We start from the raw sequence: 26,142 nt of genomic DNA, 5'->3' as shown, positions 1-26,142 counted from the left end.
TGAAAGCGGCAGTGTATAAATTAAATGAAATTGCTAACTACAGCATGGCACAATTGGCTTTGGATCGTTCAGGACATGGTGTGGACCATACGAATCGAGTAGTCGAACTTTCCCGACAAGTCCTTGAGACACTACCGCAAGCCAATCCTTTTATCACGCTGGCAGCGGCATATCTACACGATACGATCGATGATAAAGTGGTCGAAGATGAAGAGCAAGCGAAAGAAAGACTCAGAGTCTTTTTGGCAAACATCGGAGTTGCAGAATCAGAGATTCATCAAATCTTTCATATCATCGAAAATATGTCTTTTTCAAAAAGTTGGTCTGATAACGTCGAATTGTCCTTAGAAGGCAAGATCGTACAGGATGCAGATCGCTTAGAGGCGTTAGGTGCGATGGGTATCTTACGTACGGCATATTATGGAGGACATAAGGGGCATCCGATTTTTGACCCAGCCATCCAACCAATCAATTATACGAACAAACAAGATTATCGTAAAGGCTCGACAGTCATCAATCATTTTTATGAAAAATTGTTGTTATTGCCAGATCAAATGAATACGGGTTATGCGAAACAAGAAGCAAAACGACGTGAAGCGTTCATGCGTGAATTTCTAGAGGAGTTCTACAAAGAATGGTTTGTCGGCGATGATTCACTTGATTCACAAATCTGGCGTAACCGATAATTAAATAGATACGTCTGAGCCATTCGTCCTCTCGCGTCATCTAAAACCAAATAAACGGCGAGAACATAAGGAAGTTCTTCGTAAAAAAAAGCGTCATCCACAAAAAGTTGAAAAACAATTTTCGTGGATGACGCCTTTTTTTTGAGGTTAAACACTTCTGTCTCAATCTCGTCTTTCTATTTGTTTTTTCGAATTTGCTTGATCCTTAACAATGCTCGGAAGATATTCAGCAAAAATAATAAAGTAGCAATTCCAATCGGTACCCAGATCAAATAGACAGAATAGCCAAGTTCTGCAGAAAGTTCTGCACTTGAAGTATGTGAAAGCTCAGAGACTGCTTGTTGCCATGTCTGTAAGTTGAAAACAAGCATAAAGCCTGCGATGATCAATAGAATAAATCCTAAGTAATGGATCGATGTCCGTTTGCGAATCAATGCAAAGACTAAATAGAGAATAAGTAAAAATGCTGGAACACCAAATACAAAATAAATATTAAGCAAAATGAATCGCCTCCTCATAATAATCATACTTCAATTGATAGGAATTTAAAAATAATTTAGTCATTACTTGCATTCTCTTCACCAATATTGCTAAGATAACTGTATTCAAAGGAGGTCTGTTTGTTTTATGGCAAGTTATATCGAGCCGATTCGTTTTGCGTTGATTGTCTTTCCTTTTCTCGCATTGGCGATTTCTGCTATCTTTTTTATTTATGAATACCGAAAGTATGGAACGTTTCTCCTAACTAGAGCGGTCATTTTATATTCATTTGTCTTTTATCTATTATGTGCTTACTTTTTAGTGATTTTACCTTTACCTACTAAGGAAGCTGTCGCGCAAATGACAGGTCCAAAAATGGAATTACACTTATTTGCGTCTTGGGAGAACTTCAGAGCGAATACAGTCCTCGTGTTGTCCGATCCGAGTACCTATTTATCTGCGATGCGACAAAGTGTTTTTTTAGAGCCATTATTCAATCTCTTTTTACTCTTACCTTTTGGCATCTATTTAAGGTATTATTTCCGACTATCCTTCGTCAAAACGGTCATTGCAAGTTTCTGTCTCTCCCTATTTTTTGAGTTGACACAATTAACCGGTCTTTACTTTATCTATCCACGTCCGTATCGATTATTCGATGTCAATGATTTACTGACCAATACATTTGGCGGAATGCTTGGCTATCTTGTGACGCCAATCTTTACGTTTATGTTGCCAACAAGAGCGAGAATGGATGAAGTATCTTATGAAAAAGGCAAGACGGTCTCTTTGACACGCCGTCTGGTTGCCTATTTGATCGATTGGTTTTTCTTATCTATTTGTACGTCGATCATCGGAGTGGTTGCCGGATTGTCGATTGGAAGTAACGAGTTCACCTCCTATAGTTGGTGGTTGTTCGTGCAAGTCTTTCTATATTTCATGCTTCTTCCTTTCTTCACAAATGGTAGAACACTTGGAAAAAAAATTGTCCGTATCAGGCTTGTGGAAGATGGGAGAGAACGAATCAGATTTCGTGCATTGTTCATTCGATATGCGTATTTCTATTTCTTATTTTATGGGCTAGGCTGGTTGAGCCAATTAGTTGGTCCAGTCATCAATCAAGCGACAGGTGTCACACAGATGAGTGCAGTATTCATTTTCTTATGTACCTTGGTTGCACAGTTCATCTTCGGTCTGAATCTATTCTTATCTTTTATCCGCAAAAAGAGAGTTTTATTCTATGAAAAAGCGAGTCATACTTACACGATCAGTACGATCAAAGATAGAAAAGCCTGACCTTTTCAAGCAAAGTAAGCAAATTTATGGTATAATTCCAAAGTCGTGAAAAATACAAAGAGAAGAGGTGTCGAAATGAGTCATTTTAAACAATTCAATTTTCATCCGTTTATCAACGAAGCGTTAGCAGAAAAAGGGTTCCAACAACCAACAGAAGTGCAAGAACGATTGATTCCTTTGATTTTAAAAGGGAAAAATATCATCGGACAATCACAAACTGGTTCAGGAAAAACGCATACGTTTCTTTTGCCTCTATTTCAAAAAATCAATGCCAGTAAAGAAGAAGTCCAAGTGGTGATTACAGCACCAAGTCGTGAACTGGCGACACAGATCTATGATGCGGCTGTTCAAATTGCTAAGTTTTCCGATCCGGAGATTCGCGTATCGAATTTTGTCGGCGGAACAGACAAACAACGTCAATTAAATCGCTTGAATCACCAACAACCACAGATCGTTGTCGGTACACCAGGACGTATCCTTGACATGATGAATGAGCAAGCTTTAAAGATCCATACAGCCTTTGCTTTCATCGTGGATGAAGCAGATATGACCTTAGATATGGGATTCTTGAATGAAGTTGATCAAATCGCTAGCCGCTTGCCAGAAAAATTACAATTTTTAGTTTTCTCAGCAACGATTCCAGAAAAACTACGCCCATTCTTGCGTAAATATATGGAAAATCCAATCATCGAAGAAATCAAACCAAAAGCAGTGATCTCAGAAGATATCGAGAATTGGTTAGTTTCAACAAAAGGAAAGGATAAGAATCAAACGATCTATCAGTTATTGACGATCGGGCATCCTTATTTAGCAATCGTCTTTGCAAATACGAAACAACATGTAGACGAAATCGCTGATTACTTGAAAAACCAAGGCTTGAAAGTAGCGAAGATCCATGGAGATATCACTCCTCGTGAACGTAAGCGTGTGATGCGTCAAGTGCAAAACTTAGAGTATCAATATGTAGTTGCGACAGACTTAGCTGCTCGTGGTATCGATATCGAAGGCGTTTCTCATGTCATCAATGCGGAGGTTCCAGAAGATCTAGATTTCTTTATCCACCGTGTCGGTCGTACTGGTAGAAACGGCTTAAAAGGAACCGCGATCACTTTATATGCACCAAGTGATGAGCCATTGATCGAAGGCATCGAAAAAATCGGTGTTGTCTTTGAGCCAATGGAAATCAAAAATGGTGAAATCGTTAAAACCTATGATCGTAACCGTCGGACAAAACGTGAAAAATCAAAAGACAGCCTTGACCCAACACTGATTGGTTTAGTCAAAAAGAAAAAGAAAAAAATCAAACCTGGTTACAAGAAAAAAATCGACTGGGCAATTGCGGAGAAAAATAAAAAAGACCGCAAGATCGAAAGACGTCAACAAACGCGTACAGCCAGAAAAAATAAAAAGAATTCCAACCAATAAGAGCAGTCATGAGCGAATCACGCTGCACTTGACTTTCAGCCCCAAAAACCTAAATAGTAAATCTATTTTTGGTTTTGGGGCTGATTTTTTTTGATTACACATTTGATATTAGGAGAGCTTTTTTCGCATTTGTTGACAAAGAATGCCGTCTTCGATTAGTGGGTCTGAAAAACTCTGATAGCCCTGCTTTTCGTAGAAAGGAACGGCGGGAATTTCTGCAATCAAATAGATTTCTTTGAATGCCTCATTTATTGCTCGCTTTTCTGCTAATTGAAGCATTTCTCTGCCAATCCCACGGTTGCGCCAATTATTTGCGACACAAAAACGATCAAATTGGATTTGTTCTTCGCTTTGTTTTTGATAACGCAAGGTAGCAATTGGCTGTTCGTCATGGATCATGACAAAGTTCGGGTAATAGGCATCTTTACCGTCGAATTCTAAATGAGCAGGTATTTCTTGCTCTAACACGAATACGTCATAACGTAAAACGTAACTGCTGGCTTTTATCCATTCTTCGGTTCCAAAATACGTTTCCATTGTTTTGCCTCCTATTGAGTTCTTTCCTGATTATAGCAAGGAAAACGTAGACCGCAAACAATAAAAAATCAAAAAGTAGGATTGACAGCCTCGCTAAGAATACGTATACTGATAAAGTACAAAAAGGACATAGTTTGTTTTAGACTGACTCACAGAAAATTCTTTCTCGGCTGAAAAAAGAATAGTCACTGTTCAACCTGCTCCCTTTTTTCAATTTGATAGAAATATCAACGCGACTCAGCGTTAACGAGTTTAAGAGGTAATGAGTAAACATCATTGCAATCAAGGTGGTACCGCGAGTTTTCGTCCTTGGCTGTAATGGTGTTTTTTGTCGTTTATTATTTAGAAAGAAGGTAAAATAAATGAAAAAATTAAGCAGTGCAGAAGTACGTCAAATGTTTTTAGACTTTTTCCAAGAAAAAGGACATACGATCGAACCGAGTGCTTCACTAGTACCTGTCAATGATCCAACCTTATTATGGATCAACTCAGGAGTGGCGACACTAAAAAAATATTTTGATGGATCTGTTGTACCAGATAATCCAAGAATCACGAATGCGCAAAAATCCATTCGGACGAATGACATCGAAAATGTTGGGAAAACAGCTCGTCATCATACGATGTTTGAAATGTTAGGGAACTTCTCGATCGGCGATTATTTCAAAGAAGAGGCAATCCACTGGGCATGGGAATTTTTAACAAGTCCAAAATGGATGGCGTTTGATCCTGAAAAATTATATGTTACTGTTTATCCAAAAGATACAGAAGCAAAACGTATCTGGCACGAAGAAGTTGGCTTATCTCTTGATCATATCGTGGATGTAGAAGATAACTTTTGGGATATCGGTGCTGGACCATGTGGGCCAGATACAGAGATTTTTTATGATCGTGGCGAAGCCTATAATGACTTGGAAGAAGATGATCCTGAAAACTATCCTGGTGGCGAAAATGAACGTTATCTTGAAATCTGGAACTTAGTATTCTCAGAGTTCAACCACAAACCAGATAATACATTTGAACCTCTTCCACATAAAAACATTGATACGGGCATGGGTTTAGAACGAATGGTCTCCATCGTTCAAGACGCACCAACTAACTTTGAAACAGATTTGTTTTTACCAATTATCCATGCGGTTGAGAAATTAAGTAACCAAGTGAAATACGGCGAGAACGCCTTGACAGATATTTCATATAAAGTAATCGCTGACCATATCCGTGCATTATCTTTTGCGATCGGTGACGGGGCTTTGCCTTCAAATGAAGGACGTGGCTATGTGTTACGTCGTTTGTTGCGTCGAGCAGTCATGCATGGGAAAAAACTAGGGATCGAGCAAGCTTTCTTATATCGTTTAGTACCTGTTGTTGGTGAAATCATGGAGAGCTATTATCCTGAAGTGTTGGATCAAAAAGAATTCATTGAAAAAGTCGTTCGTACGGAAGAAGAACGTTTCAATGAAACGATCAACGAAGGTCTTGAGATCTTGAACCAAGTAATCAAAGAGGTAAAACAAGCAAACGGAACAACGCTTGCCGGGAAAGATATCTTTAAACTTTACGATACGTATGGATTCCCAGTCGAATTGACAGAAGAAGTGGCGGAAGATGAAGGATTGAATGTCGATCACGCAGGTTTTGAAACAGAAATGCAGGCGCAACGGGATCGCGCGCGTGCGGCTCGTAATACTGAAACATCTATGGGTGTTCAATCTGCTTTGTTGACAGACATCAAAGTAAATAGCACATTCATCGGTTATGACCATATGGAATCTGATAGTGAATTACTGGTGATCGTCCAAGACGAAACAATCGTCAGTGAACTATCGGATGGGGAAGCTCAATTGATCTTTGATCAAACACCATTTTATGCTGAAATGGGTGGACAAGTAGCCGACCAAGGTTGGATCATTGATGCCTCTGGTGAAACAGTAGCAAATGTGGCTGATGTTCGTAAAGCACCAAATGGACAATTCTTGCATAAAGTAGAAGTCCTTTCTGAGATCAAAGAAGGAAACACTTACCATTTATTGATTGATGAACCAAGACGTAACCGAATCATCAAAAACCATACGGCTACTCACTTATTGCACAAAGCATTAAAAGAAGTATTAGGTGATCATGCCAACCAAGCAGGTTCATTGGTTGCACCAGGTCATTTGCGTTTTGATTTTACACATTTCGGTCAAATCACAAGTGAAGAATTGGCGAAAATGGAACAAATCGTAAACGAAAAAATCTGGGAAGCCATTCCTGTTGAAACGATCGAAACAGACATCGATACAGCGAAAAATATGGGCGCAATGGCATTGTTTGGTGAAAAATATGGCAACGAAGTCCGCGTGGTCAATATCGGCGGTTGGTCGATCGAATTATGTGGTGGTACGCATGTTGGTAATACCGAAAACATCGGAATCTTTAAAATTGTTTCTGAATCAGGGATTGGTGCAGGGGTTCGTCGGATCGAAGCAGTGACAAGTAAAGAAGCTTATGAATTGTTGGAAAGCGAAGAACAACAACTAAAAGAAGTTGCGGCAATCGTGAAATCACCACAATTGAAAGAAGTCGTAGCTAAAGCAGAACTGTTGCAACAACAATTAAGAGAATTACAAAAAGAAAATGAACAATTGGCAAGTAAGTTAGCCAATCAACAAGCAGGGGATATTTTCAAAAATCCAGAGACGATCAATGGTAAAACGATCATCACTGCACAAGTTAAAGTAAAAGACATGAATCAATTACGTCAATTAGCCGATCAATGGAAACAAAAAGCAGTTTCAGATATTCTTGTCTTGGCAAACGAACAAGAAGGTAAAGTCAGCTTGTTAGCAGCAATGACGCCTGAAGCAAATGAAGCAGGCTTGAAAGCCGGCGAGTTGATCAAAGTAATCGCACCTAAAGTCGGCGGCGGTGGCGGTGGTCGTCCAGATATGGCGCAAGCAGGTGGAAAAAACCCAGCTGGTATCTCAGACGCATTGACAGAAGCAAAAACATGGTTAGAAAATAAATAAAAGCAAATGTAAGTTTTTACTACAAAGAAATGGCAAGCGAGTTTGGGATGATTTCCCAAGCTCGTTGCTTTATTTTCATTGACTCAACGGTTGTTGCTATATACACATTTATTGACAAATCATCAAAACGCTATAGGATTAGAGTAAAGCAAACAGGGGGAGATTCAATGAATAGCAAAAATAAAACATTTCGGTTAGTACTTCGTGCCATTTTGTTAGCCATCATTATCGTTCAATCAATGATTCCGTGGTTAGGCTTTATCCCATTAGGTTTTATTAGCTTGACGATCATCCATATCACAGTGATCGTAGCGGCCGTGGTATTAGGACCGAAAGATGGCATGTTGATCGGCCTGTTCTGGGGAATTGCGACGATCATCCGAGCCTACGCGATGCCAACTACACCTTTTGATACATTGGTTTTCACCAATCCAATCATCTCAGTTGTACCCAGAGTTTTAGTGGGACTAGTAGCTGGCCTAGTATTTCACTGGTTGTATAAGCGTTCTACTACGATCGTCGTACCGACTGTTGTAGCTGGAATTCTAGGCTCTTTAGTCAATACGATCCTTGTATTAGGATTTATGGGCTTATTTTATACAAATGCCACAGCTCAAGCTTATGGTGTCGATGCTTCGGTCTTGTTCAAGACACTTGCTGGAATTGCAGCAATTAATGGGATTCCAGAAGCTATCGGCGCTGGGATCATCACACCGTTACTCGCCAAAGCATTATTTGCAGCAACACCTTTAAAACCTGAATGATATAAGACTAGCAATCATAGATAAAAGGAGTCACAAATTTGACAAAGAAACAAGAAATACTAACAGCAAAAGAACGAACAAAAAAAGCATTGATGGCAGGAGTATGGGGAATGTTAACTAATGTGATCCTATTCGTTGCGAAATTAATGATCGGACTACTCTCTGGAAGTGTGTCGATCATGGCGGATGCCATCAACAGTTTGTCGGATACCGCTTCTTCTGTTTTGACTTTGATTGGCTTTAAAATCGCAGCAAAACCAGCAGATCCGGAGCATCCATATGGACACGAACGTTTTGAATATATCAGTGGACTATTCGTATCTCTCATCATCACATATGTCGGATTCCAGTTCTTACATTCCTCAATTGAAAAAATCATCGATCCGAAAAATATCGCTCTATCACCGATTATCTTTTTAGTTTTAGTCTTTTCGATTGCCTTAAAAATTATTCAGGGGCGTATGTACAAGAGAACTGCAAAAATGATCGATTCGGAAACCTTACATGCCACTGCCAAAGACAGTTATAATGATGTATATACGACCTTTGCTGTTTTACTCTCAGCTTCTGTCGAGTGGCTGACAGGCTGGCGCGTAGATGGCTATATTGGCTTTTTATTAGCACTTTATATCTTGTACAGCGGTGTAATGATGTTAAGAGAATTCGTATACGAATTATTAGGAAGCCGTCCCACTGTCGAACAGATCCAGGCGATGGAGGAGCAGCTAAATGGCTATACAAAAATCCTCGGCTATCATGACTTATTAGTGCATAATTACGGACCAAATCAACGATTTGCTTCAGTTCACGTGGAAGTCGATGATCGGCTAGATTTGAATGAAGCGCACAAAATCATGGACATTATCGAAAAGGATTTTAAACGATCATTAGGTGTAGAATTAGTCTGTCATCTAGATCCTGTACCAGTCAATAATGAGAATTATCAAGTAATTCTCAATGAGTTGAAAAAAATCATCAATGAGACAGCAGAAGGCTTGAAAATCCATGATTTCCGCATGATCCATAAAGGACAGATCCTACAATTTGATGTCGTTGTCCCTGAAGGTACGCGTTTGTCTGACGAGGAGTTAGAACGAATGATGCGTATCCAAATAGAAAAGAGAGTCGGGCAGTATCAATTAGATATCACCTTTGATCATAATTATTTACTTTTCTAAATTGTTGACAAAAAATAATACGCGATGTTTAAATATCTATACGACCTATCTGTCGCGATGAGATTTTGACTAAACTTAAAATAAGCAAAAAACCTGAAATCTTAGATAATCGGGTTTTTTGCTTATTTTAAAACAAATCTTTTAGCCTTTCATTTTGGTTATTAGAAATACTATAATGGATGACAGTAGACTTTTACGTTATATTGTTCTGAAAGACGTATGTGTTTTCTAGGACAAAATAGGATAACTAAAACAGACAATGGCTGCTTCTTCGTTGTACCTACAAATGTTTGACTGAACCTAGATGAAAGTTTTCGCGGATTTGTTCGTCACGCTAAATCGAATTTTGATGGTGAAAGAATCAGAAGAGGCAACTTCTCGTCGGATTTAGACACGGACAAATAGTACATCCGAGGGATAATAAAAGGAAGTGAAAAATTTGGCAGAAAACTAAAAACGAATCCTCTTTTGGAACAGACTTCAATGATAGCTTTTATATCTTATCATGACCCATAAAGACAGCGTTGATAAAATAAACAGAATGATCGATACATATGTGGATAGTCAGACTTTTTCAGAAAATACCTTGGAGATTATGAGGTCATGTTAGCTGAATTCGGCGTATGTTAATAGTTGACCAAAATAAAGCAGTCAAAAATTTTGTCGGAATCTAGCTATCAGGACTTATTTATTCTAATCGATAACTGGAAACAATAAACATTTATTTTGCCCTTACAATCTTTGAGTTAGTCCAAATAACAGCGACATAAAATTCTGAATATTTAGCAGATGTTTGAAAGAATCGTGTCTCAACATTTGTTGATCTATTATTATGATTATGTTCTTTTATAGACCGAGACAAAAGGTGAAGTTGACCGTATAAAGTGCTTGCAAATCAAGATACGATTGCTAATTGCTTTGTTCCAATATTTTATAAAAATTTTTGTAAAGCTTGTCTAGCTAGATTATCAGCGCCTTTATTTTTACTTTCAGGTACCCACTGAAGGATCAACATTGAAAAATCTTTTAATAGACTTTGTATTTTTTCTAAATAGGGTAAAAAATCTTTGTTGCTCGTATGATTTTTATCGATGGTTGATACAAGTACTTTACTATCGGAATAGCAGAGAATGATTTCTTCTGCCTTCTGTCTATTCTTTAGAATTTCTAAAGTTTTTAAAAAGACTTCAAACTCGGCTTGATGGTTTGAACCAAAGGACAACGGGATAGACAACTGTTCTTGTTGTTGATCAGCGACTATTAATATTCCTCCACCACTAGGCCCAGGGTTGCCTTTTGTTGATGCGTCAATGTATACTTTTAACATAAGGAAAAACACGCCCTTCAAAAATTGTCGGTTTGACTTATTATACCACTACAGATAAAGACACGAGGTTGAAGAATGAAAAAAAATATTCGCTGGCAGCCCGAAACGGCACAGTCGATCATTTATTGGTCATCAACATTTATTTTATTATTTTTGAGTTTGGTTTTATCGTTAGAAAATACAAGGCCTTATTGGAAAAGTAATATCTTAATGGGGATATTCTTTATTTTTCTTTTGCTAGGATTTCGACGCTCCCTTGTTTTAAAGAAAGAGGCAATAAAAATAAAATATGCTGCTTTTTGGAGAGATCGCGACATACCTATCAATGAAATCAAGGAAGTTCACGTACAAAAACGTAAAGTATCTTTATCTTTTGTAAAAGGCAAAGAGCCATTCGTGATTTTCGTCAATCAGAAGGCACAAGGAAAATTGCTTGATCACTTGAAACATCCATATAAAAAAACGATCATCACTTCTTCGCTAATAGAGAATACGAACGATTTAGTTGAGTAAAAAATAACGATAGAGACATTGGTAATTTTTTAACTGCACAGAGAGTCCTCTATAATAATAAACAAGCTATTCCGAAAAATATCGGAATAGCTTGTTTTGTTTGATTGGACTAAGCTTGATCATTGATCTTTTTGACATGGGCCGCCTGAACGCCTCGATTACCTTCAATGACGGTAAATTCTACCACTTGGTTTTCTTCAAGTGTTTTGAATCCTTCTTCTTCGATCGCAGTAAAATGTACGAAGATCTCTTCTGTTTCATCATAACTAATAAAGCCATATCCTTTTTTGTTATCGAACCATTTCACCATTCCTGTGGTCAAAACACTCACGACCTTTCTATGTCTGATCATAGCCTATATTATAAAGAGAATTAATAGGTACGTCAAATAAATTAAAAGTCAGTTTTTTTTGTTTTTTTTTTTAAGGAAAACAGGTATAATGGATTTAACTTAACAAAATATAATTATTTATATATATAGTTCGTGAAAAGAGGCGTTTTGATGAAGAATGATTTAGAAATTTCACAAGAAACACAGCTAAAACCGATAGTTAGAGTTGCGGATAGCATTGGGATCAATGAGGATGATTTGGAATTATATGGAAAATACAAAGCAAAGATAAACTTTACCGGAATAAATGATTTTTCGGAAAAAGAGGATGGTCGCCTCATATTGGTAACTTCTATCAATCCAACACCAGCGGGTGAAGGAAAATCAACAGTTACAGTCGGATTAGGTGACGCTTTGAACCAAATAGACAAAAAAGCAGTGATTGCATTGCGTGAGCCCTCATTAGGTCCGGTTATGGGAATCAAAGGCGGAGCCACAGGAGGTGGCTATGCGCAAGTATTACCAATGGAAGATATCAATTTGCATTTTACTGGCGACATGCATGCGATCACTTCTGCAAACAATGCATTGTCAGCTCTATTAGATAATCATATCCATCAAGGAAATGAGCTGGGGATCGATCCTCGACGTGTCATTTGGAAACGTGTGGTGGATTTAAACGACCGAGCATTGCGAAATGTGATCGTTGGGCTGGGCGGACCGATGCAAGGAGTACCAAGAGAAGATGGATTCGACATTACTGTGGCTAGTGAAATCATGGCAATTTTGTGTTTAGCTGCCGATTTAGATGATTTAAAAGCTCGATTAGCACGAATTGTGATTGGCTACACCTACGATCGCCGTCCTGTAACAGCGGGGGATTTAAAAGCAGAGGGTTCTCTTGCTTTGTTATTAAAAGATGCGATTAAACCGAACCTCGTACAAACGATCTATGGTACACCAGCATTTATCCATGGTGGACCATTTGCCAATATTGCCCATGGCTGTAATAGTGTATTAGCAACTAAAACTGCTTTGAAAATTGCGGATTATGTAGTGACTGAAGCTGGTTTTGGTGCTGATTTAGGAGGAGAAAAATTCCTAGATATCAAAGTTCCTAATTTGCAGAAAGCGCCAGATGCGATTGTGATCGTAGCAACTGTACGTGCGTTAAAAATGCATGGGGGATTGGATAAGGCAGAATTACAAAACGAAAACCTTGAGGCGTTGCAGGCTGGGTATACGAACTTAAAACGGCATATTCGTAATATGAAAAGTTATCAGATTCCAGTGATCGTCGCAATCAATGAGTTTGTGACTGATACAGACGCTGAATTAGAATTACTGAAAGAATTGTGTGAAAAAGAAGGAGTCGTAGCAAAACGCGCAAGTGTTTGGGAAAATGGTGCGGAAGGTGGCGTGGACTTAGCAAAGGCAGTCGTAGAATTGATCGATACAGAGCGAGCGGATTACGTTCCATTGTATCGATCCAGTGATCCAATCAAAACAAAAGTCAAGGCAGTCGTTCAAAAAATCTATGGTGGTAAAGAAGTCTCTTTTAGTAAAAAAGCAGAAAATCAAATCATTGAGTTTGAGAAAAATGGTTGGTCTGACTTACCGGTTTGTATGGCGAAAACCCAGTACTCTTTTTCTGATGATCCAACATTACTAGGTGCACCAGAGGATTTCACAATCACGATCCGTGAATTTGTGCCTAAGTTAGGTGCCGGATTTTTAGTCGCTTTGACAGGCGAAGTGATGACGATGCCTGGATTACCAAAAAAACCAGCCGCCTTGAATATGAATGTGACGAATCAAGGAGAAGTAATTGGTTTATTCTAATCGTAAAATAAAAAATTTGAAGTAGTCTTAACTTGACCTTTTCAATATGAAAGTGCATAATCTAAAAAATAGAGCAACTATTTTCTTGCTCTTTGACAATCAGGATTAATGCGTTGAAAAAAATCAAATCTGGATCAGAATGAACCTCATTCTGGTTCAGATTTTTTGTTATCTCACTTTAATTAATTGATTTAATAGATTCTATTTTTTCATATGGACAAACAGTTTAAATCCTTAAGATAATCGCTTTATTGTCTTTACGTGGGCATTCTTCGCTTCTATATTTTAATTAGAGTAAGGATAGATCATCTCATTGGTGATGCCTTCTACTGATTCATAAAAAAGAGCACACCTCTTTTTTGGAATGTTGAAACCCCAATCAATCAAGCATCATTACTTCAGTAAGAAATGGGTATTTATTTAGATGCTCGGAAACTGTTGTATGTTTCATATTCACGCGGAAATGATTGCACGTTTTTTTAGTAGAAAGCGCCAGTTCTTGTTCAGTTTTTCTGCATAGCACGTATAGGCAACTCACTGAAAGCTTGAATCTATATTTGACAATATGACATCAATCAATCACTTCACTTGTATTTGGCAGAACACATTTTGCGGGCTGTAAGTAGTCGGGGTGAATGTCGGCGACTAAGAAGGATATTTCTTTCGATAATCTCAGTATATTTTGTAATGATTTCCTTCTATTAGAGCTTGTTATGTTTTTTTATCTCTAAAATGAAAATGGGACTGAAGAATTAATTCTACTTATTCAGTTCAAAAATTTTAAAAGAAATAATGCTTTTCCTGTTTTTTTATTATTACTATTCTTCATTTTCTTTCTTTTGAAGCAATATATATTTTACATTTAGCAATATATAGTTTACAATACAAGTGACAGTATAGAATGGAGGTTAGCCACCAAGTTGAAAAATATCCGAATGAAACTCGCGCGTTTAGAAAATGATTTAAGCCAAGAAGAATTGGCTCAACGTGTAGGCGTGACAAGGCAAACGATAGGATTGATTGAAGCAGGAAAGTATAATCCCACACTCAAGTTGTGTCAGGCCATCTGCCATGAATTAAATCAAACATTAGATGATCTATTTTGGGAGGATAAAGATGAAAAAGAATAAACTTAAAGCTGAACGTATCGTACAGGTCAATAATCAAATACAAAGTGAAGCCTTTTTGTTATTATTGGTATTATTAGGGACTTCGATCTTTGTAAAAAGTTATTTGTTGGAGCAACCAGCTTCTGAAGTGTTTACTGAGTTATTGTTGCTAGGGGTAGCATTTATCTATTTATTGATCCGTGGCTCACTGATTGGTCACGAGCTTATCGATCAATCCAAACATGCAAAGAAATTGCGAGTGCTAGCAGTCATTATTGGAAGTGTATTCGTTTCTGCAGTTACTGGGGTGAGAAATTATACCTTATATCATGATTTATACACTGGTTATTTCGATCCTCATTTTTTAGCGATTTTAGGGATTACGTTTATATCTTCGGCTTTATTTATGTCAGCCTTAGTGTTCTTGGTTTCTTCTGTCAATCGATTTGGACAGAAAAGACTGGAAAGTAAATTAGAGGATGAAAATGAGGGAAAATGACTGCTGAAAAAGATGGTACAAGGATCGATCCATTAGGGATAATAGAGATTCCGCTTGTGTTTTGATAGAGACTAACGCATAATAGGAGGAGCGAAAATGGAAGTGAATGTTACTAGAGATACCGGATTTTACGGAATGGGTAGTCCAATCACATTACGGGTGGATGATTGGAAAATCAGTTTGGGGCAAAACCAATCTGTTACTCTAGATGTAGACGCCCCGTTTCAGATGCAAGTTACCTTTTTTTGGCTAAAAAGTCCAGTATATACGATAGCAGAACCAACTAAAAACTATCGGATCACGATAAATTTATTGCTATTGCAGTTATATCCCGTGCTTTTCTTGTTTACAGGGATCAGTGCTATTGCTATTCAAAGTATCCTTTATAGTTTACTGATCGTCGTCGTAATGATTGGTTTCTTTCTATTTATAAAAAATAAAGCATATGTCATCAAGGAGGCTAGTGATGAAGAATTCTGATCTTTTTTTGAGTAGCTTTAATCGGATCGAAAAATGGCTGCAAGAAGAGATGGGGAACCCACGAAATATGGGGTTTACTGAACTCGTTCGTCGTTTAGCGCAAAAACAACACCAAAGTATCAAAAAATATGAGGATGACTTACTACAGTTGGCTCAATTACGTAATGCGATCGTGCATGATCGGATCGCCGTCGATTTTATTATCGCTGAACCTAATGAATGGGCGACGAAGCGTATCCAAAGAATCGAGCAAGAACTGATTCGTCCAGAAACAGTGTTACCGCGTTTCGCAAAGCATGTAACTGGGTTTGAATGGGACATCCCACTACCTAGTTTGTTAGAGACTGTTGCTCAAAAGCGTTATTCTCAGTTCCCGCTATATCACAAAGGGACATTTAAAGGATTAGTGACGTTGCGGATGTTAGGTTTTTGGTTGGCTAAAGAAAGTCATCATGGTGTGATCGATCTTCAAGGAAAAATAGCTGCCGATCTGATCACTCAAGATGGTAAGTATACCAATTATCATTTTGTATCAGCTCAGACAACGATTGCTGAAGTAGAAAAAATGTTTGGTGAGCAGGGTACGCTTGAAGCTGTGTTGATCACCAAAAATGGTGACCCTAACGGAAATTTATTAGGGATCATCCGACCAAGAGATATTTATCATGAAGTAGAAAAGGAATGATTGTTTGTTAGCGATATATTGGATTATAAGTGCGTTGATCATCGGGTTAGATCAATGGGTAAAATGGTTGATCGTCAATAACTTTGCTTTAGGAGAAACGAAATCAGTGATTCCAGGGATCTTGTCCTTGAATCATATCCGTAATTTTGGAGCAGCTTGGAGTTTACTAGAAGGAAAAATGTGGTTTTTTACTGTCGTGACGATCATCGCAGTTGTAGTGATCTTGACGTTGATGATCAAAAATCGTAGCAACGGAAATCGTTGGTTCATGATCGGTCTGACATTGATTCTAGCTGGAGCACTCGGTAACTTTATCGATCGTGTCCGTTTAGGTTATGTGATCGATATGTTCCAAACTGATTTTATGAATTTCCCGATTTTTAATGTGGCAGACATTTCTTTAGTGATCGGTGTGATCTGCGTATTGATTTATATTATTTTAGATGAAAAGGAACAACGAAAAAAATGACACAATTAAAAGCAACTATCAAAGAAGAAAAAGGACGAATCGATAAAGTTTTGACAGCATTATTTGCGGATCATAGTCGTTCACAAGTTCAACAATGGTTGAAAGATGGTGCCGTTTCCGTAAATGGTGAACCAGTAAAAGCGAATTACAAAGTAAAATCTGCTGATGCGATCATCGTGGAAGTACCAGAGCCTGAAGAACTTGAAATCGTAGCAGAAGACTTACCAATAGAAATCGTCTATGAAGATGACGACGTAGCGGTGGTCAATAAACCACAAGGCATGGTCGTTCATCCTTCTGCTGGCCATGCCCAAGGAACACTAGTCAATGCGTTGATGTACCATATGAAAAATCTGTCATCGATCAATGGCGTGATCCGTCCTGGGATCGTTCATCGAATCGATAAAGACACTTCTGGATTATTGATGATCGCAAAAAATGATCAAGCCCATGAAGCTTTGGCACAGCAATTGAAAGATAAAACTTCCCTAAGAAAATATATTGCTTTAGTCCATGGCGTTATTCCTCATGAAAAAGGGACGATCAATGCACCTATCGGGCGCTCAAAAGTCGATCGAAAAATGCAAGCGATCCGTGAAGATGGAAAACCAGCTGTGACGCATTTTACTGTACTAGAACGTTTTGAGAATTTTACTTTAGTAGAGTTACAATTAGAAACAGGGCGTACGCATCAAATCCGTGTGCATATGAAGTATATCGGTTATCCTTTAGCAGGTGATCCCGTATATGGACCAAAGAAAACTCTCAAAGGTAATGGCCAATTTTTACATGCAAAATTATTAGGTTTCACTCATCCTCAAACGAATGAACGAATGACCTTTGAGGCACCATTGCCAGAAGTTTTTGAAAAAACTTTAGAGAAGTTGAGAAAAGATATTGCTTTTTAAAGTACTTAACGGTATAGTAATAAACAATAAAAGAAAAACTTAATAGAAATCCTTTAAGTTTAGTCCCGTGAGGCTAAGAAGGGTGTGAGTAAGAATTCCTGTGGTGCGCCATAGCGAGACTTGCTCAATGACGTCGCATACACAAAGCGACCAGTGTAGTAGTATACACTCAGTCTAAACATTCCTCCTGTCCTCTTAGGGCAGGAGTTTTTTTGTGTAAAAAATGGAGGGGGAAAAATGATGCAAGCAAAAGAAGTAGTGGACCAAGTAACGATGAAACGAGCGCTAACACGTATCACTTACGAAATCATCGAAAGAAATCAAAGTATCGAAGAGATCGTCTTAGTCGGAATCAAAACGAGAGGGATCTATATCGCTGCTCGAATTGCCGAACGTCTAAAACAACTCGAAAATATCGAAGTACCTGTAGGAGAACTTGATATCACATTGTACCGTGACGATAAAAAAGAGATCGCTCAAGAACCAGAATTGCATTCTTCAGATATTCCAGTCAGTTTAGAAGGAAAAGAAGTTATCCTGATCGATGATGTGTTATACACAGGACGGACGATCCGCGCTGCAATGGATGCAGTCATGGACTTTGGTCGTCCTAGAAAAATCTCACTAGCGGTTCTAGTTGATCGGGGACACCGAGAATTACCGATCCGCGCAGATTACGTAGGAAAAAATATCCCTACAGCAAAAAAAGAAGAAATCTTAGTAGAGATGCAAGAATTAGATGGACAAGATCGCATCATGATCTTAAACGAGGAAAAGTAGAGGAGTAAGGCAAGATGGCAGAAGAAAAAAAGTTCCACAACGATAGTGTGGTATTAGACATCCATGATCGACCAACCATTGGACACTGGGTGGGTTTAAGTTTACAGCATTTATTCACGATGTTCGGTGCAACTGTCTTAGTACCGATCTTAGTCGGAATCGATCCTGGGATTGCCTTGGTCAGTTCAGGATTAGGAACGATCGTTTACTTGATTACAACAAAAGGGAAGATCCCAGCATATCTAGGCAGTAGCTTTGCGTTTATCGCCGCTATGCAGATGTTGATGAAAACCGACGGCTTCCCGGCGATCGCACAAGGCGCGATGACAACGGCACTTGTTTATCTGATCGTTGCGTTGATCATCAAGAAAATCGGTTCCGCTTGGTTAGACAAAATCTTGCCACCGATCGTGGTTGGCCCAGTCATCATGGTCATCGGTTTAGGTTTAGCTGCCAACGCAGCAAATAATGCGATGTTCAATCAAGACCATTACGATTTCAAATATCTATCAGTTGCATTGATCACTTTAGGATTGACGATTTTCTTCAATATGTTCTTACGCGGGTTTCTAGGATTATTACCGATCTTGCTTGGCATCATCTCGGGTTACATCGTGGCTTTACTTTTCGGGATCGTTGACACCCAACCAATCATCGACGCACCGTGGTTCGCGCTGCCTAACTTTGAGATTCCATTTGTGCAATATCAACCGAAGTTATATATAGGGGCAATCACTACGATGGCACCGATCGCCTTTGTCACAATGACCGAACACATCGGCCATTTGATGGTCTTGAACAAATTGACCAAACGAAATTTCTTTGAAGATCCAGGCCTACACCGTACATTGACAGGAGATGGATTGGCTCAATTAGTGGCAGCTTTTGTTGGTGGGCCTCCAGTGACAAGTTATGGTGAAAATATCGGAGTCTTGGCAATCACTCGTGTACACAGCGTATTCGTGATCGGAGGCGCAGCAGTCTTCGCAGTGATCCTTGGCTTCATTGGCAAACTAAGTGCTTTGATATTAAGTATTCCTGGCCCAGTTATTTCAGGTATCAGTTTCATCCTATTCGGAGTGATTGCGGCAAGTGGGATGAAAATCTTAGTCGAAAACAAAATCGATTTTGATAAAAAGAAAAATCTATTGATTGCTTCAGTCATCTTAGTCGTAGGTATCGGGGGATTAGTCCTAGAAGTAGGGACATTCACTTTATCTGCCATGGCACTAGCAACAGTTTTAGGAATCATTTTGAATCTTATCTTACCAGAAACTTCACGCAGCGAAGAAAATTAAGGAGGACATCGCATGATCATCAAATCAGAACGCATCAGTTTAAAACACTTATTAACGGTAGAAGCATTAACAGACCAAGAAGTAATGGGATTGATCCGACGAGGACAAGAGTTCAAACAGGGCGCAACTTGGTCACCACAAAAATCCCAATATTTTGCAACGAACTTGTTCTTTGAAAACAGTACACGAACCCATAAAAGTTTTGATGTAGCAGAAAAGAAACTTGGTCTTGAAGTGATCGAATTCGAAGCAAGTACAAGTTCAGTTACAAAAGGTGAAACATTATACGATACCGTTCTAACGATGTCTGCACTTGGGGTGGATGTAGCTGTTATCCGTCATGGAGATGAAAACTACTATGACGAATTGATCCAAAGTAAAACGATCCAATGCTCGATCATCAATGGTGGTGACGGTAGTGGGCAACATCCAACGCAGTGTTTACTTGATTTGATGACGATCTATGAAGAATTTGGCTATTTCGAAGGCTTGAAAGTGGCGATCGTCGGAGATATCACACATTCTCGTGTCGCAAAATCGAATATGCAGATGTTGAAACGTCTTGGCGCGCAGGTTTACTTCTCAGGTCCAAGAGAATGGTATGACGATGAATTTGAAGTTTACGGTCATTACTTACCACTAGATGACTTGCTAGATCAAGTCGATGTCATGATGATGTTACGGGTGCAACATGAACGCCACGATGGAAAAGAAAGTTTTTCAAAAGAAGGCTATCATCAAGAGTACGGCTTGACAGTCGAACGCGCTAAAAAAATGCAAAAACACGCAATCATCATGCACCCGGCACCAGTCAATCGAGATGTCGAATTGGCGGATTCACTGGTTGAAGGGCTCCAGTCACGGATCATTCAACAAATGAGCAATGGTGTATTTGTCAGAATGGCGATCTTAGAAGCTGTATTAAGTGGAAAAGCATAAACATAAGAGGAGGAAGGAACATGAAAACACTCATTAAAAACGGTCAAATCAATACAAAAAGAAATGAAACAACACCAGCAGAAATTTGGATCGAAGAAGGAAAGATCAAAGCAATCGGTACAGGCTTTCCTGAGGCTGAATTTGATGAAGTGTTTGATGCACAAGGACAGTTGATCACACCTGGATTAGTGGATGTCCATGTCCATTTGAGAGAGCCAGGATTTACTTACAAGGAAACGATCGAAGCTGGCACGAAAGCAGCTGCTCGAGGCGGGTTCACCACTGTTTGTGCGATGCCAAATCTTGACCCAGTACCTGATACAGCAGAAAAATTAAAACAAGTCTATGACATCATTAAACGTGATGCTGTCGTCAAAGTATTACAGTATGCACCGATCACTGAGAATCTTCGAAGTGAAGAACTAGTCGATCAAAAAGCATTGATCAATGAAGGCGCATTTGCTTTTACCAATGATGGTGTCGGCGTGCAAACAGCAGGTACGATGTACTTAGCGATGAAAGAAGCCGCAAAAAACAATAAAGCACTCGTTGCTCACACAGAAGATGAATCATTATTATTTGGCGGTGTGATGCACGCAGGAGAAAAAGCAGAAGAGCTAGGGTTGCCAGGTATTTTGAGTGTGACTGAGTCTTCTCAAATTGCTCGTGATCTCCTATTAGCGGAAGCAACAGGCGTTCACTATCATGTCTGCCATGTTTCAACAAAAGAAAGCGTGCGAGTGATCCGCGATGCGAAAAAAGCCGGGATTCACGTGACCGCAGAGGTTTCACCACACCATCTGATCTTGATCGATGAAGATATCCCAGAAGATTTTGGTTTTTGGAAAATGAATCCGCCGTTGAGAGGTATAGCAGATCGCGAGGCATTGATCGAAGGCTTGCTTGATGGCACGATCGATTGTATTGCCACCGACCATGCCCCTCACGGATTAGAAGAAAAAAGTCAAAGTTTCTTGCAATCACCTTTCGGGATCGTTGGAAGTGAAACAGCCTTCCAACTCGTGTATACACATTTTGTTGAAACAGGAAAATTCACACTAGAGCAAGTGATTGACTGGATGGCAGTGAAACCAGCAGCCATTTTTGGCTTGAAAGCTGGCACATTGATGATCGGCGCACCAGCAGACTTGGCAGTTTACGATATTGCGCATGCTACAGTAATCGATAAAAAAGATTTCTTATCAAAAGGCGAGAACACACCTTTTGTCGGTTGGGAAATCAAAGGGGAAACATTGATGACATTTGTCAACGGAAAACTTGTTTGGCATAAGGGGGAATAATTGGATGGAACGGTTGCTAATTTTAGAAGATGGCACAGTATTTAAAGGGAAATCATTTGGCGCGACAGCCAATGTGTTTGGAGAAATCGTCTTTACGACAAGTATGACAGGATATCAAGAAACGATCACAGACCAAAGTTTTAATGGACAGATCATTACATTTACGTACCCAATGGTAGGGAATTATGGCGTGAACCGTGATGATTATGAATCGATTGCACCAACGTGTAAAGGTGTAGTGGTCAAAGAGCATGCACGTGTTGCGTCAAATTGGCGTAACCAAATGACATTAGACGAGTTCTTGAAACAAAAGGGAATCCCTGGTATCTCTGGCATCGATACACGGGCGTTGACACGAAAAATCCGTGAAGTTGGGACGATGAAAGCCAGTATCGTGGATGCAGGCGACACATTTGAACATGCGTTTGACCAACTAAAAGCAACCGTCTTGGCAACGAACCAAGTCCAACAAGTTTCAACCAATAAACCTTATCCTAGCCCAGGAACAGGAAGAAATGTGGCAGTCATTGATTTTGGATTGAAACATAGCATCTTACGTGAATTGAGTAAGCGTGACTGTAATTTAACAGTCTTACCGTACAATACGGATGCGGAAACGATCCTTTCATTATCGCCAGACGGCGTGATGTTGACGAATGGACCAGGAGATCCGAAAGATGTACCAGAAGCGATCGAGATGATCAAACAAATCCAAGGCAAGATCCCGATTTTTGGTATCTGCTTGGGGCATCAACTCTTTGCTCTAGCAAATGGTGCAGATACTTACAAGATGAAATTTGGTCACCGTGGACTCAATCATCCTGTTCGTGAAGTTGCAACAGGAAGAATCGATTTTACGTCACAAAACCATGGCTATGCGGTAGATGAACAAACGATCGACCCGGAAAAATTACTTGTCACTCATGTGGAAGTCAATGATGGCACAGTCGAAGGTGTCCGTCACCGTCGCTATCCTGCCTTCAGTGTGCAATTCCATCCGGATGCAGCACCTGGGCCACATGATGCACTACATTTATTTGATGAATTTATGGAAATGATGGACGCTGGAAAGGAGCAATTCTAATGCCAAAACGGACAGATATCAATAAAATCATGGTGATCGGTTCTGGTCCGATCATCATTGGTCAAGCAGCTGAGTTTGACTATGCAGGCACACAGGCTTGTCTAGCTTTAAAAGAAGAAGGCTACGAAGTCGTCTTAGTCAACTCCAATCCAGCAACGATCATGACCGATAAAGAAATTGCCGATCAAGTCTACCTAGAACCAATCACATTAGAATTTGTCTCACGAATTTTACGAAAAGAACGTCCTGATGCGATTTTACCGACATTAGGTGGGCAAACAGGTTTGAATATGGCGATGGAATTAGCTGAATCAGGAATCTTGGACGAATTAGGTATCGAATTATTAGGGACGAAATTAAGTGCGATCGACCAAGCAGAAGATCGTGACTTGTTCAAAAAGTTGATGGAAGAATTAAATCAACCGATCCCAGAATCAGAAATCGTGACAACGGTAGAAGAAGCAGTCGCCTTTGCCAATAAAATCGGTTATCCGATCATCGTTCGACCAGCCTTCACATTAGGGGGAACTGGTGGCGGTATGTGTGAGAATGAAGCCGAACTACGCCAAATCGCGGAAAATGGCTTGAGTTTGTCGCCTGTCACCCAATGTTTGATTGAACGTAGTATTGCAGGCTTCAAGGAAATCGAATATGAAGTGATGCGCGACTCTGCCGATAATGCCATCGTTGTCTGCAACATGGAAAATTTCGATCCAGTTGGTATCCATACAGGGGATTCGATCGTCTTTGCTCCAAGCCAAACATTAGCAGATCATGAATATCAAATGTTAAGAGATGCATCACTATCGATCATCCGTGCATTGAAAATCGAAGGTGGCTGTAACGTTCAGTTAGCATTAGACCCTCATAGTTTCAAGTACTATGTCATCGAAGTGAATCCTCGTGTTTCACGCTCCTCTGCTTTAGCAAGTAAAGCGACCGGCTATCCGATTGCGAAATTAGCAGCTAAAATCGCGTTAGGTTTGACCTTGGATGAAATGAAAAATCCAGTAACAGGAACGACTTACGCTGAGTTTGAACCCGCATTGGACTATGTAGTAGCCAAGATTCCACGTTGGCCTTTCGACAAATTCGAAACCGGTGAACGTGTCTTAGGCACGCAAATGAAAGCAACCGGCGAAGTGATGGCGATTGGTCGTAACATCGAAGAATCTTTATTAAAAGCCGTTCGTTCATTAGAAATCGGGGCACACCACCTTGAATTGCCTGAATTGAAGACAGTCAGTGAAGAACGTTTGATGGAGAAAATCGTCCGTGCACAAGATGATCGTTTATTCTACTTAGCCGAAGCGATCCGACGTGGCTATCCAATCCAAGAGTTGGCAGACTTGACGAAAATCGATTTATTCTTCTTGGATAAATTGTTGCACATCGTTGAATTAGAAGAGGAGCTTTCGGAACAACCGAATCAGTTGGATCTACTTCTTACTGTGAAACAAAATGGCTTCACAGATCGAAAAATTGCAGAATTGTGGAAAACGACGACGGAAACGATTCGCCAATTACGTACAGAAAAGAACATTCAGCCTGTTTACAAAATGGTCGATACGTGTGCTGCCGAATTTGAATCCCACACACCTTACTTCTATAGTACGTATGAAATCGAAAATGAAAGCCATCGTTCAAAAAAACCGTCTGTTCTAGTACTCGGTTCTGGACCGATCCGTATCGGACAAGGGGTAGAATTTGATTATGCGACAGTTCATTCAGTCAAAGCCATTCAACAAGCAGGCTATGAAGCAATCATCATGAATAGTAATCCTGAAACCGTTTCGACTGATTTCTCGATTTCTGATAAACTTTACTTTGAGCCTTTGACTTTTGAAGATGTGATGAATGTCATCGAGTTAGAACAACCAATCGGTGTCATCGTCCAATTTGGAGGACAAACAGCGATCAATCTAGCTGAACCATTAGCAAAAGCAGGTGTAAAAATCCTAGGAACAACGATCGAAGACCTTGATCGTGCGGAGAACCGTAATCTATTCGAACAAGCGTTACAAGAATTAGGGGTACCTCAGCCACTAGGAGATACTGCGACAAGTAAAGAAGAAGCTGTGGCAGTCGCAAACAAAATTGGTTATCCAGTACTTGTTCGTCCAAGCTATGTCTTGGGAGGTCGGGCAATGGAGATCGTCGAGAATCAACGTGACTTAGAAGATTATATGGAACATGCGGTGAAAGCTTCACCAGAACATCCAGTCTTAGTCGACCGTTACTTGATCGGTAGTGAGTGCGAAGTCGATGCGATCTGTGATGGTGAAACCGTCTTGATCCCAGGAATCATGGAACACATTGAACGTGCAGGTGTCCATTCAGGCGATTCGATGGCGGTTTATCCACCACAAGCGTTGTCAGAGGAAATCAAACAAACAATCGAAGATTACACGATCCGTTTAGCACGAGGGCTGAATTGTATCGGGATGATGAACATCCAATTCGTTATCCACGATAACCAAGTATATGTCATCGAGGTGAATCCACGTGCGAGTCGAACAGTTCCTTTCTTGAGCAAAGTGACGAATATCCCGATGGCACAGATCGCGACAAAAGCCATCTTAGGAGAAAAATTGAAAGACTTAGGCTATGAAGATGGTTTGTACCCTGAAACTGCAAACGTCCATGTCAAAGCGCCAGTTTTCTCATTTACGAAGTTGCATAAAGTGGACACTTATTTAGGACCAGAGATGAAATCGACAGGTGAAGTCATGGGTTCAGATCAAAACTTAGACAAAGCGCTGTATAAAGCGTTTGAAGCTTCAGGTTTACGCTTGCCTGATTATGGTGCTGTCTTGTTTACGATCGCCGATGAAACGAAAGAAGAAGCCTTAGGTCTAGCAAAACGCTTTGCAGAAATCGGCTATAGCTTATTGGCAACGAAAAACACCGCAGCGTTCTTTGAACAACACGGACTTGTGGTGACCCCAGTAGCTAAAATCTCTGAGGAAACAAAAGAGAAAAATGTCGTTGATCTGATACGTGCTGGCAAAGCACAAGTGGTCGTCAATACCATTGATAAAGATCGTGGGAATGCTTCAAAAGATGGTTTTATCATTCGACGTGAAGCAGTAGAACATGGCACGCCATTGTTTACTTCCCTTGATACTGCGGATGCAATCGTCCGCGTGATGGAATCCCGAGCATTTTCAACACAAGCAATCTAATCGTGGAGGGCAATTGCCCTCCTA

At 39.7% G+C, this 26,142-nt stretch carries 25 protein-coding genes; 20 read left to right on the top strand and 5 right to left on the bottom strand.

Features of this window, described 5'->3' with window-relative positions:
- The first annotated feature begins 11 nt into the window (after window positions 1–11).
- The gene (locus tag P3R27_RS11210; RefSeq protein ID WP_034688163.1) at window positions 12–686 is read left to right on the top strand and encodes an HD domain-containing protein; all 675 of its coding nucleotides are present in this window, start codon (window positions 12–14) and stop codon (window positions 684–686) included.
- 176 nt (window positions 687–862) lie between these two features.
- On the opposite strand, the gene P3R27_RS11205 is transcribed toward P3R27_RS11210, so the two are convergent.
- Complete coding sequence (locus P3R27_RS11205; protein ID WP_034688165.1) at window positions 863–1,186, bottom strand: hypothetical protein; 324 nt, start codon at window positions 1,184–1,186, stop codon at window positions 863–865.
- A gap of 127 nt (window positions 1,187–1,313) precedes the next feature.
- On the opposite strand from P3R27_RS11205, the gene P3R27_RS11200 reads away from it, so the two are divergent.
- Window positions 1,314–2,459, top strand: a complete 1,146-nt coding sequence (locus P3R27_RS11200; protein WP_034688168.1) for a VanZ family protein — start codon at window positions 1,314–1,316, stop codon at window positions 2,457–2,459.
- Between the two features lie 75 nt (window positions 2,460–2,534).
- Window positions 2,535–3,884 carry a DEAD/DEAH box helicase gene (locus P3R27_RS11195; protein WP_126134068.1) on the top strand — a complete coding sequence of 450 codons (1,350 nt, stop codon included), beginning with the start codon at window positions 2,535–2,537 and terminating at the stop codon, window positions 3,882–3,884.
- A 108-nt stretch (window positions 3,885–3,992) separates the two neighbouring features.
- Here P3R27_RS11195 and P3R27_RS11190 read toward each other — a convergent pair whose 3' ends face one another.
- Entirely contained in the window at window positions 3,993–4,421 is a 429-nt protein-coding gene (locus P3R27_RS11190; protein ID WP_034688174.1) for a GNAT family N-acetyltransferase, read from the bottom strand.
- Window positions 4,422–4,783: 362 nt separating this feature from the next.
- On the opposite strand from P3R27_RS11190, the gene alaS reads away from it, so the two are divergent.
- The 3 genes from alaS to P3R27_RS11175 all read left to right on the top strand — a co-directional run bounded on the left by alaS (window position 4,784) and on the right by P3R27_RS11175 (window position 9,368).
- Window positions 4,784–7,426, top strand: coding sequence for an alanine--tRNA ligase (alaS, locus tag P3R27_RS11185; protein ID WP_034688175.1), 2,643 nt, complete (start codon window positions 4,784–4,786; stop codon window positions 7,424–7,426).
- 167 nt (window positions 7,427–7,593) lie between these two features.
- Window positions 7,594–8,190 carry an ECF transporter S component gene (locus P3R27_RS11180; protein ID WP_126134069.1) on the top strand — a complete coding sequence of 199 codons (597 nt, stop codon included), beginning with the start codon at window positions 7,594–7,596 and terminating at the stop codon, window positions 8,188–8,190.
- A gap of 92 nt (window positions 8,191–8,282) precedes the next feature.
- Window positions 8,283–9,368, top strand: a complete 1,086-nt coding sequence (locus tag P3R27_RS11175) for a cation diffusion facilitator family transporter (RefSeq protein WP_241234804.1) — start codon at window positions 8,283–8,285, stop codon at window positions 9,366–9,368.
- A gap of 931 nt (window positions 9,369–10,299) precedes the next feature.
- Here the strand turns inward: P3R27_RS11175 and P3R27_RS11170 are convergent.
- Window positions 10,300–10,695 carry a ribonuclease HI family protein gene (locus P3R27_RS11170; protein WP_034688182.1) on the bottom strand — a complete coding sequence of 132 codons (396 nt, stop codon included), beginning with the start codon at window positions 10,693–10,695 and terminating at the stop codon, window positions 10,300–10,302.
- A gap of 75 nt (window positions 10,696–10,770) precedes the next feature.
- Between P3R27_RS11170 and P3R27_RS11165 the strand changes: the two genes are divergently transcribed.
- A complete protein-coding gene (locus P3R27_RS11165; protein ID WP_034688185.1) occupies window positions 10,771–11,208 on the top strand; it encodes an EbsA family protein in 438 nt (145 codons plus the stop codon).
- Window positions 11,209–11,317: 109 nt separating this feature from the next.
- On the opposite strand, the gene P3R27_RS11160 is transcribed toward P3R27_RS11165, so the two are convergent.
- A complete protein-coding gene (locus P3R27_RS11160) occupies window positions 11,318–11,530 on the bottom strand; it encodes a cold-shock protein (protein WP_029594249.1) in 213 nt (70 codons plus the stop codon).
- 180 nt (window positions 11,531–11,710) lie between these two features.
- On the opposite strand from P3R27_RS11160, the gene P3R27_RS11155 reads away from it, so the two are divergent.
- From P3R27_RS11155 to P3R27_RS11125, 7 genes are all read left to right on the top strand, one after another.
- On the top strand, window positions 11,711–13,381 hold the full coding sequence (locus P3R27_RS11155) for a formate--tetrahydrofolate ligase (protein WP_034688188.1): 1,671 nt from the start codon (window positions 11,711–11,713) through the stop codon (window positions 13,379–13,381).
- A 935-nt stretch (window positions 13,382–14,316) separates the two neighbouring features.
- On the top strand, window positions 14,317–14,511 hold the full coding sequence (locus P3R27_RS11150; RefSeq protein ID WP_200868958.1) for a helix-turn-helix transcriptional regulator: 195 nt from the start codon (window positions 14,317–14,319) through the stop codon (window positions 14,509–14,511).
- A complete protein-coding gene (locus P3R27_RS11145) occupies window positions 14,498–14,989 on the top strand; it encodes a DUF6773 family protein (RefSeq protein WP_301356940.1) in 492 nt (163 codons plus the stop codon). Before P3R27_RS11150 ends, P3R27_RS11145 begins: the two co-directional genes overlap by 14 nt.
- Window positions 14,990–15,085: 96 nt before the next feature.
- Window positions 15,086–15,469 carry a hypothetical protein gene (locus P3R27_RS11140; RefSeq protein ID WP_126134072.1) on the top strand — a complete coding sequence of 128 codons (384 nt, stop codon included), beginning with the start codon at window positions 15,086–15,088 and terminating at the stop codon, window positions 15,467–15,469.
- The gene (locus P3R27_RS11135; RefSeq protein ID WP_126134073.1) at window positions 15,456–16,154 is read left to right on the top strand and encodes a CBS domain-containing protein; all 699 of its coding nucleotides are present in this window, start codon (window positions 15,456–15,458) and stop codon (window positions 16,152–16,154) included. The genes P3R27_RS11140 and P3R27_RS11135 overlap by 14 nt, the downstream gene beginning before the upstream one ends.
- Before the next feature lie 4 nt (window positions 16,155–16,158).
- On the top strand, window positions 16,159–16,623 hold the full coding sequence (gene lspA, locus P3R27_RS11130) for a signal peptidase II (protein ID WP_126134074.1): 465 nt from the start codon (window positions 16,159–16,161) through the stop codon (window positions 16,621–16,623).
- A complete protein-coding gene (locus P3R27_RS11125) occupies window positions 16,620–17,531 on the top strand; it encodes an RluA family pseudouridine synthase (protein WP_065095773.1) in 912 nt (303 codons plus the stop codon). Before lspA ends, P3R27_RS11125 begins: the two co-directional genes overlap by 4 nt.
- A gap of 59 nt (window positions 17,532–17,590) precedes the next feature.
- Here the strand turns inward: P3R27_RS11125 and P3R27_RS11120 are convergent, their stop codons facing one another.
- Window positions 17,591–17,713 (bottom strand): hypothetical protein, encoded by a 123-nt coding sequence (locus P3R27_RS11120; RefSeq protein ID WP_256209227.1) that lies wholly within the window; start codon window positions 17,711–17,713, stop codon window positions 17,591–17,593.
- A gap of 58 nt (window positions 17,714–17,771) precedes the next feature.
- Here P3R27_RS11120 and pyrR point away from each other — a divergent pair, with 58 nt between their 5' ends.
- The 6 genes from pyrR to carB are packed head-to-tail and all read left to right on the top strand — an operon-like array spanning window position 17,772 to window position 26,118.
- Window positions 17,772–18,311 (top strand): bifunctional pyr operon transcriptional regulator/uracil phosphoribosyltransferase PyrR, encoded by a 540-nt coding sequence (pyrR, locus tag P3R27_RS11115; RefSeq protein ID WP_029594119.1) that lies wholly within the window; start codon window positions 17,772–17,774, stop codon window positions 18,309–18,311.
- A 14-nt stretch (window positions 18,312–18,325) separates the two neighbouring features.
- The gene (locus tag P3R27_RS11110; RefSeq protein WP_010735517.1) at window positions 18,326–19,609 is read left to right on the top strand and encodes a solute carrier family 23 protein; all 1,284 of its coding nucleotides are present in this window, start codon (window positions 18,326–18,328) and stop codon (window positions 19,607–19,609) included.
- Between the two features lie 12 nt (window positions 19,610–19,621).
- Window positions 19,622–20,548: an aspartate carbamoyltransferase catalytic subunit gene (locus tag P3R27_RS11105; RefSeq protein WP_034688201.1), complete on the top strand. Its 927-nt coding sequence runs from the start codon at window positions 19,622–19,624 to the stop codon at window positions 20,546–20,548.
- Window positions 20,549–20,568: 20 nt separating this feature from the next.
- Window positions 20,569–21,849 carry a dihydroorotase gene (gene pyrC, locus P3R27_RS11100; protein WP_034688203.1) on the top strand — a complete coding sequence of 427 codons (1,281 nt, stop codon included), beginning with the start codon at window positions 20,569–20,571 and terminating at the stop codon, window positions 21,847–21,849.
- A gap of 4 nt (window positions 21,850–21,853) precedes the next feature.
- Window positions 21,854–22,933 (top strand): carbamoyl phosphate synthase small subunit, encoded by a 1,080-nt coding sequence (locus P3R27_RS11095; protein WP_066025534.1) that lies wholly within the window; start codon window positions 21,854–21,856, stop codon window positions 22,931–22,933.
- Complete coding sequence (gene carB / locus P3R27_RS11090; RefSeq protein WP_126134075.1) at window positions 22,933–26,118, top strand: carbamoyl-phosphate synthase large subunit; 3,186 nt, start codon at window positions 22,933–22,935, stop codon at window positions 26,116–26,118. The genes P3R27_RS11095 and carB overlap by 1 nt, the downstream gene beginning before the upstream one ends.
- The last annotated feature ends 24 nt before the right edge of the window (window positions 26,119–26,142 follow it).

Source organism: Enterococcus spodopteracolus (assembly GCF_030441955.1).
Taxonomy (GTDB): domain Bacteria; phylum Bacillota; class Bacilli; order Lactobacillales; family Enterococcaceae; genus Enterococcus_B; species Enterococcus_B spodopteracolus.
This window is presented reverse-complemented; position numbering and strand designations above follow the sequence as displayed.

What these genes read in the sequence shown, in the direction of transcription:
- P3R27_RS11175 (WP_241234804.1), top strand. Translation starts at nt 8,283, where the DNA reads ATGGCAGGAGTATGGGGAATGTTAACTAATGTGATCCTATTCGTTGCG.
- P3R27_RS11125 (WP_065095773.1), top strand. Translation starts at nt 16,620, where the DNA reads ATGACACAATTAAAAGCAACTATCAAAGAAGAAAAAGGACGAATCGAT.
- P3R27_RS11195 (WP_126134068.1), top strand. Translation starts at nt 2,535, where the DNA reads ATGAGTCATTTTAAACAATTCAATTTTCATCCGTTTATCAACGAAGCG.
- P3R27_RS11200 (WP_034688168.1), top strand. Translation starts at nt 1,314, where the DNA reads ATGGCAAGTTATATCGAGCCGATTCGTTTTGCGTTGATTGTCTTTCCT.
- pyrC (WP_034688203.1), top strand. Translation starts at nt 20,569, where the DNA reads ATGAAAACACTCATTAAAAACGGTCAAATCAATACAAAAAGAAATGAA.
- P3R27_RS11155 (WP_034688188.1), top strand. Translation starts at nt 11,711, where the DNA reads ATGAAGAATGATTTAGAAATTTCACAAGAAACACAGCTAAAACCGATA.
- alaS (WP_034688175.1), top strand. Translation starts at nt 4,784, where the DNA reads ATGAAAAAATTAAGCAGTGCAGAAGTACGTCAAATGTTTTTAGACTTT.
- P3R27_RS11190 (WP_034688174.1), bottom strand. Translation starts at nt 4,421, where the DNA reads ATGGAAACGTATTTTGGAACCGAAGAATGGATAAAAGCCAGCAGTTAC.
- P3R27_RS11110 (WP_010735517.1), top strand. Translation starts at nt 18,326, where the DNA reads ATGGCAGAAGAAAAAAAGTTCCACAACGATAGTGTGGTATTAGACATC.
- pyrR (WP_029594119.1), top strand. Translation starts at nt 17,772, where the DNA reads ATGCAAGCAAAAGAAGTAGTGGACCAAGTAACGATGAAACGAGCGCTA.
- P3R27_RS11145 (WP_301356940.1), top strand. Translation starts at nt 14,498, where the DNA reads ATGAAAAAGAATAAACTTAAAGCTGAACGTATCGTACAGGTCAATAAT.
- carB (WP_126134075.1), top strand. Translation starts at nt 22,933, where the DNA reads ATGCCAAAACGGACAGATATCAATAAAATCATGGTGATCGGTTCTGGT.
- P3R27_RS11140 (WP_126134072.1), top strand. Translation starts at nt 15,086, where the DNA reads ATGGAAGTGAATGTTACTAGAGATACCGGATTTTACGGAATGGGTAGT.
- P3R27_RS11170 (WP_034688182.1), bottom strand. Translation starts at nt 10,695, where the DNA reads ATGTTAAAAGTATACATTGACGCATCAACAAAAGGCAACCCTGGGCCT.
- P3R27_RS11120 (WP_256209227.1), bottom strand. Translation starts at nt 17,713, where the DNA reads ATGTTTAGACTGAGTGTATACTACTACACTGGTCGCTTTGTGTATGCG.
- P3R27_RS11135 (WP_126134073.1), top strand. Translation starts at nt 15,456, where the DNA reads ATGAAGAATTCTGATCTTTTTTTGAGTAGCTTTAATCGGATCGAAAAA.
- P3R27_RS11150 (WP_200868958.1), top strand. Translation starts at nt 14,317, where the DNA reads ATGAAACTCGCGCGTTTAGAAAATGATTTAAGCCAAGAAGAATTGGCT.
- P3R27_RS11095 (WP_066025534.1), top strand. Translation starts at nt 21,854, where the DNA reads ATGGAACGGTTGCTAATTTTAGAAGATGGCACAGTATTTAAAGGGAAA.
- P3R27_RS11105 (WP_034688201.1), top strand. Translation starts at nt 19,622, where the DNA reads ATGATCATCAAATCAGAACGCATCAGTTTAAAACACTTATTAACGGTA.
- P3R27_RS11165 (WP_034688185.1), top strand. Translation starts at nt 10,771, where the DNA reads ATGAAAAAAAATATTCGCTGGCAGCCCGAAACGGCACAGTCGATCATT.
- P3R27_RS11180 (WP_126134069.1), top strand. Translation starts at nt 7,594, where the DNA reads ATGAATAGCAAAAATAAAACATTTCGGTTAGTACTTCGTGCCATTTTG.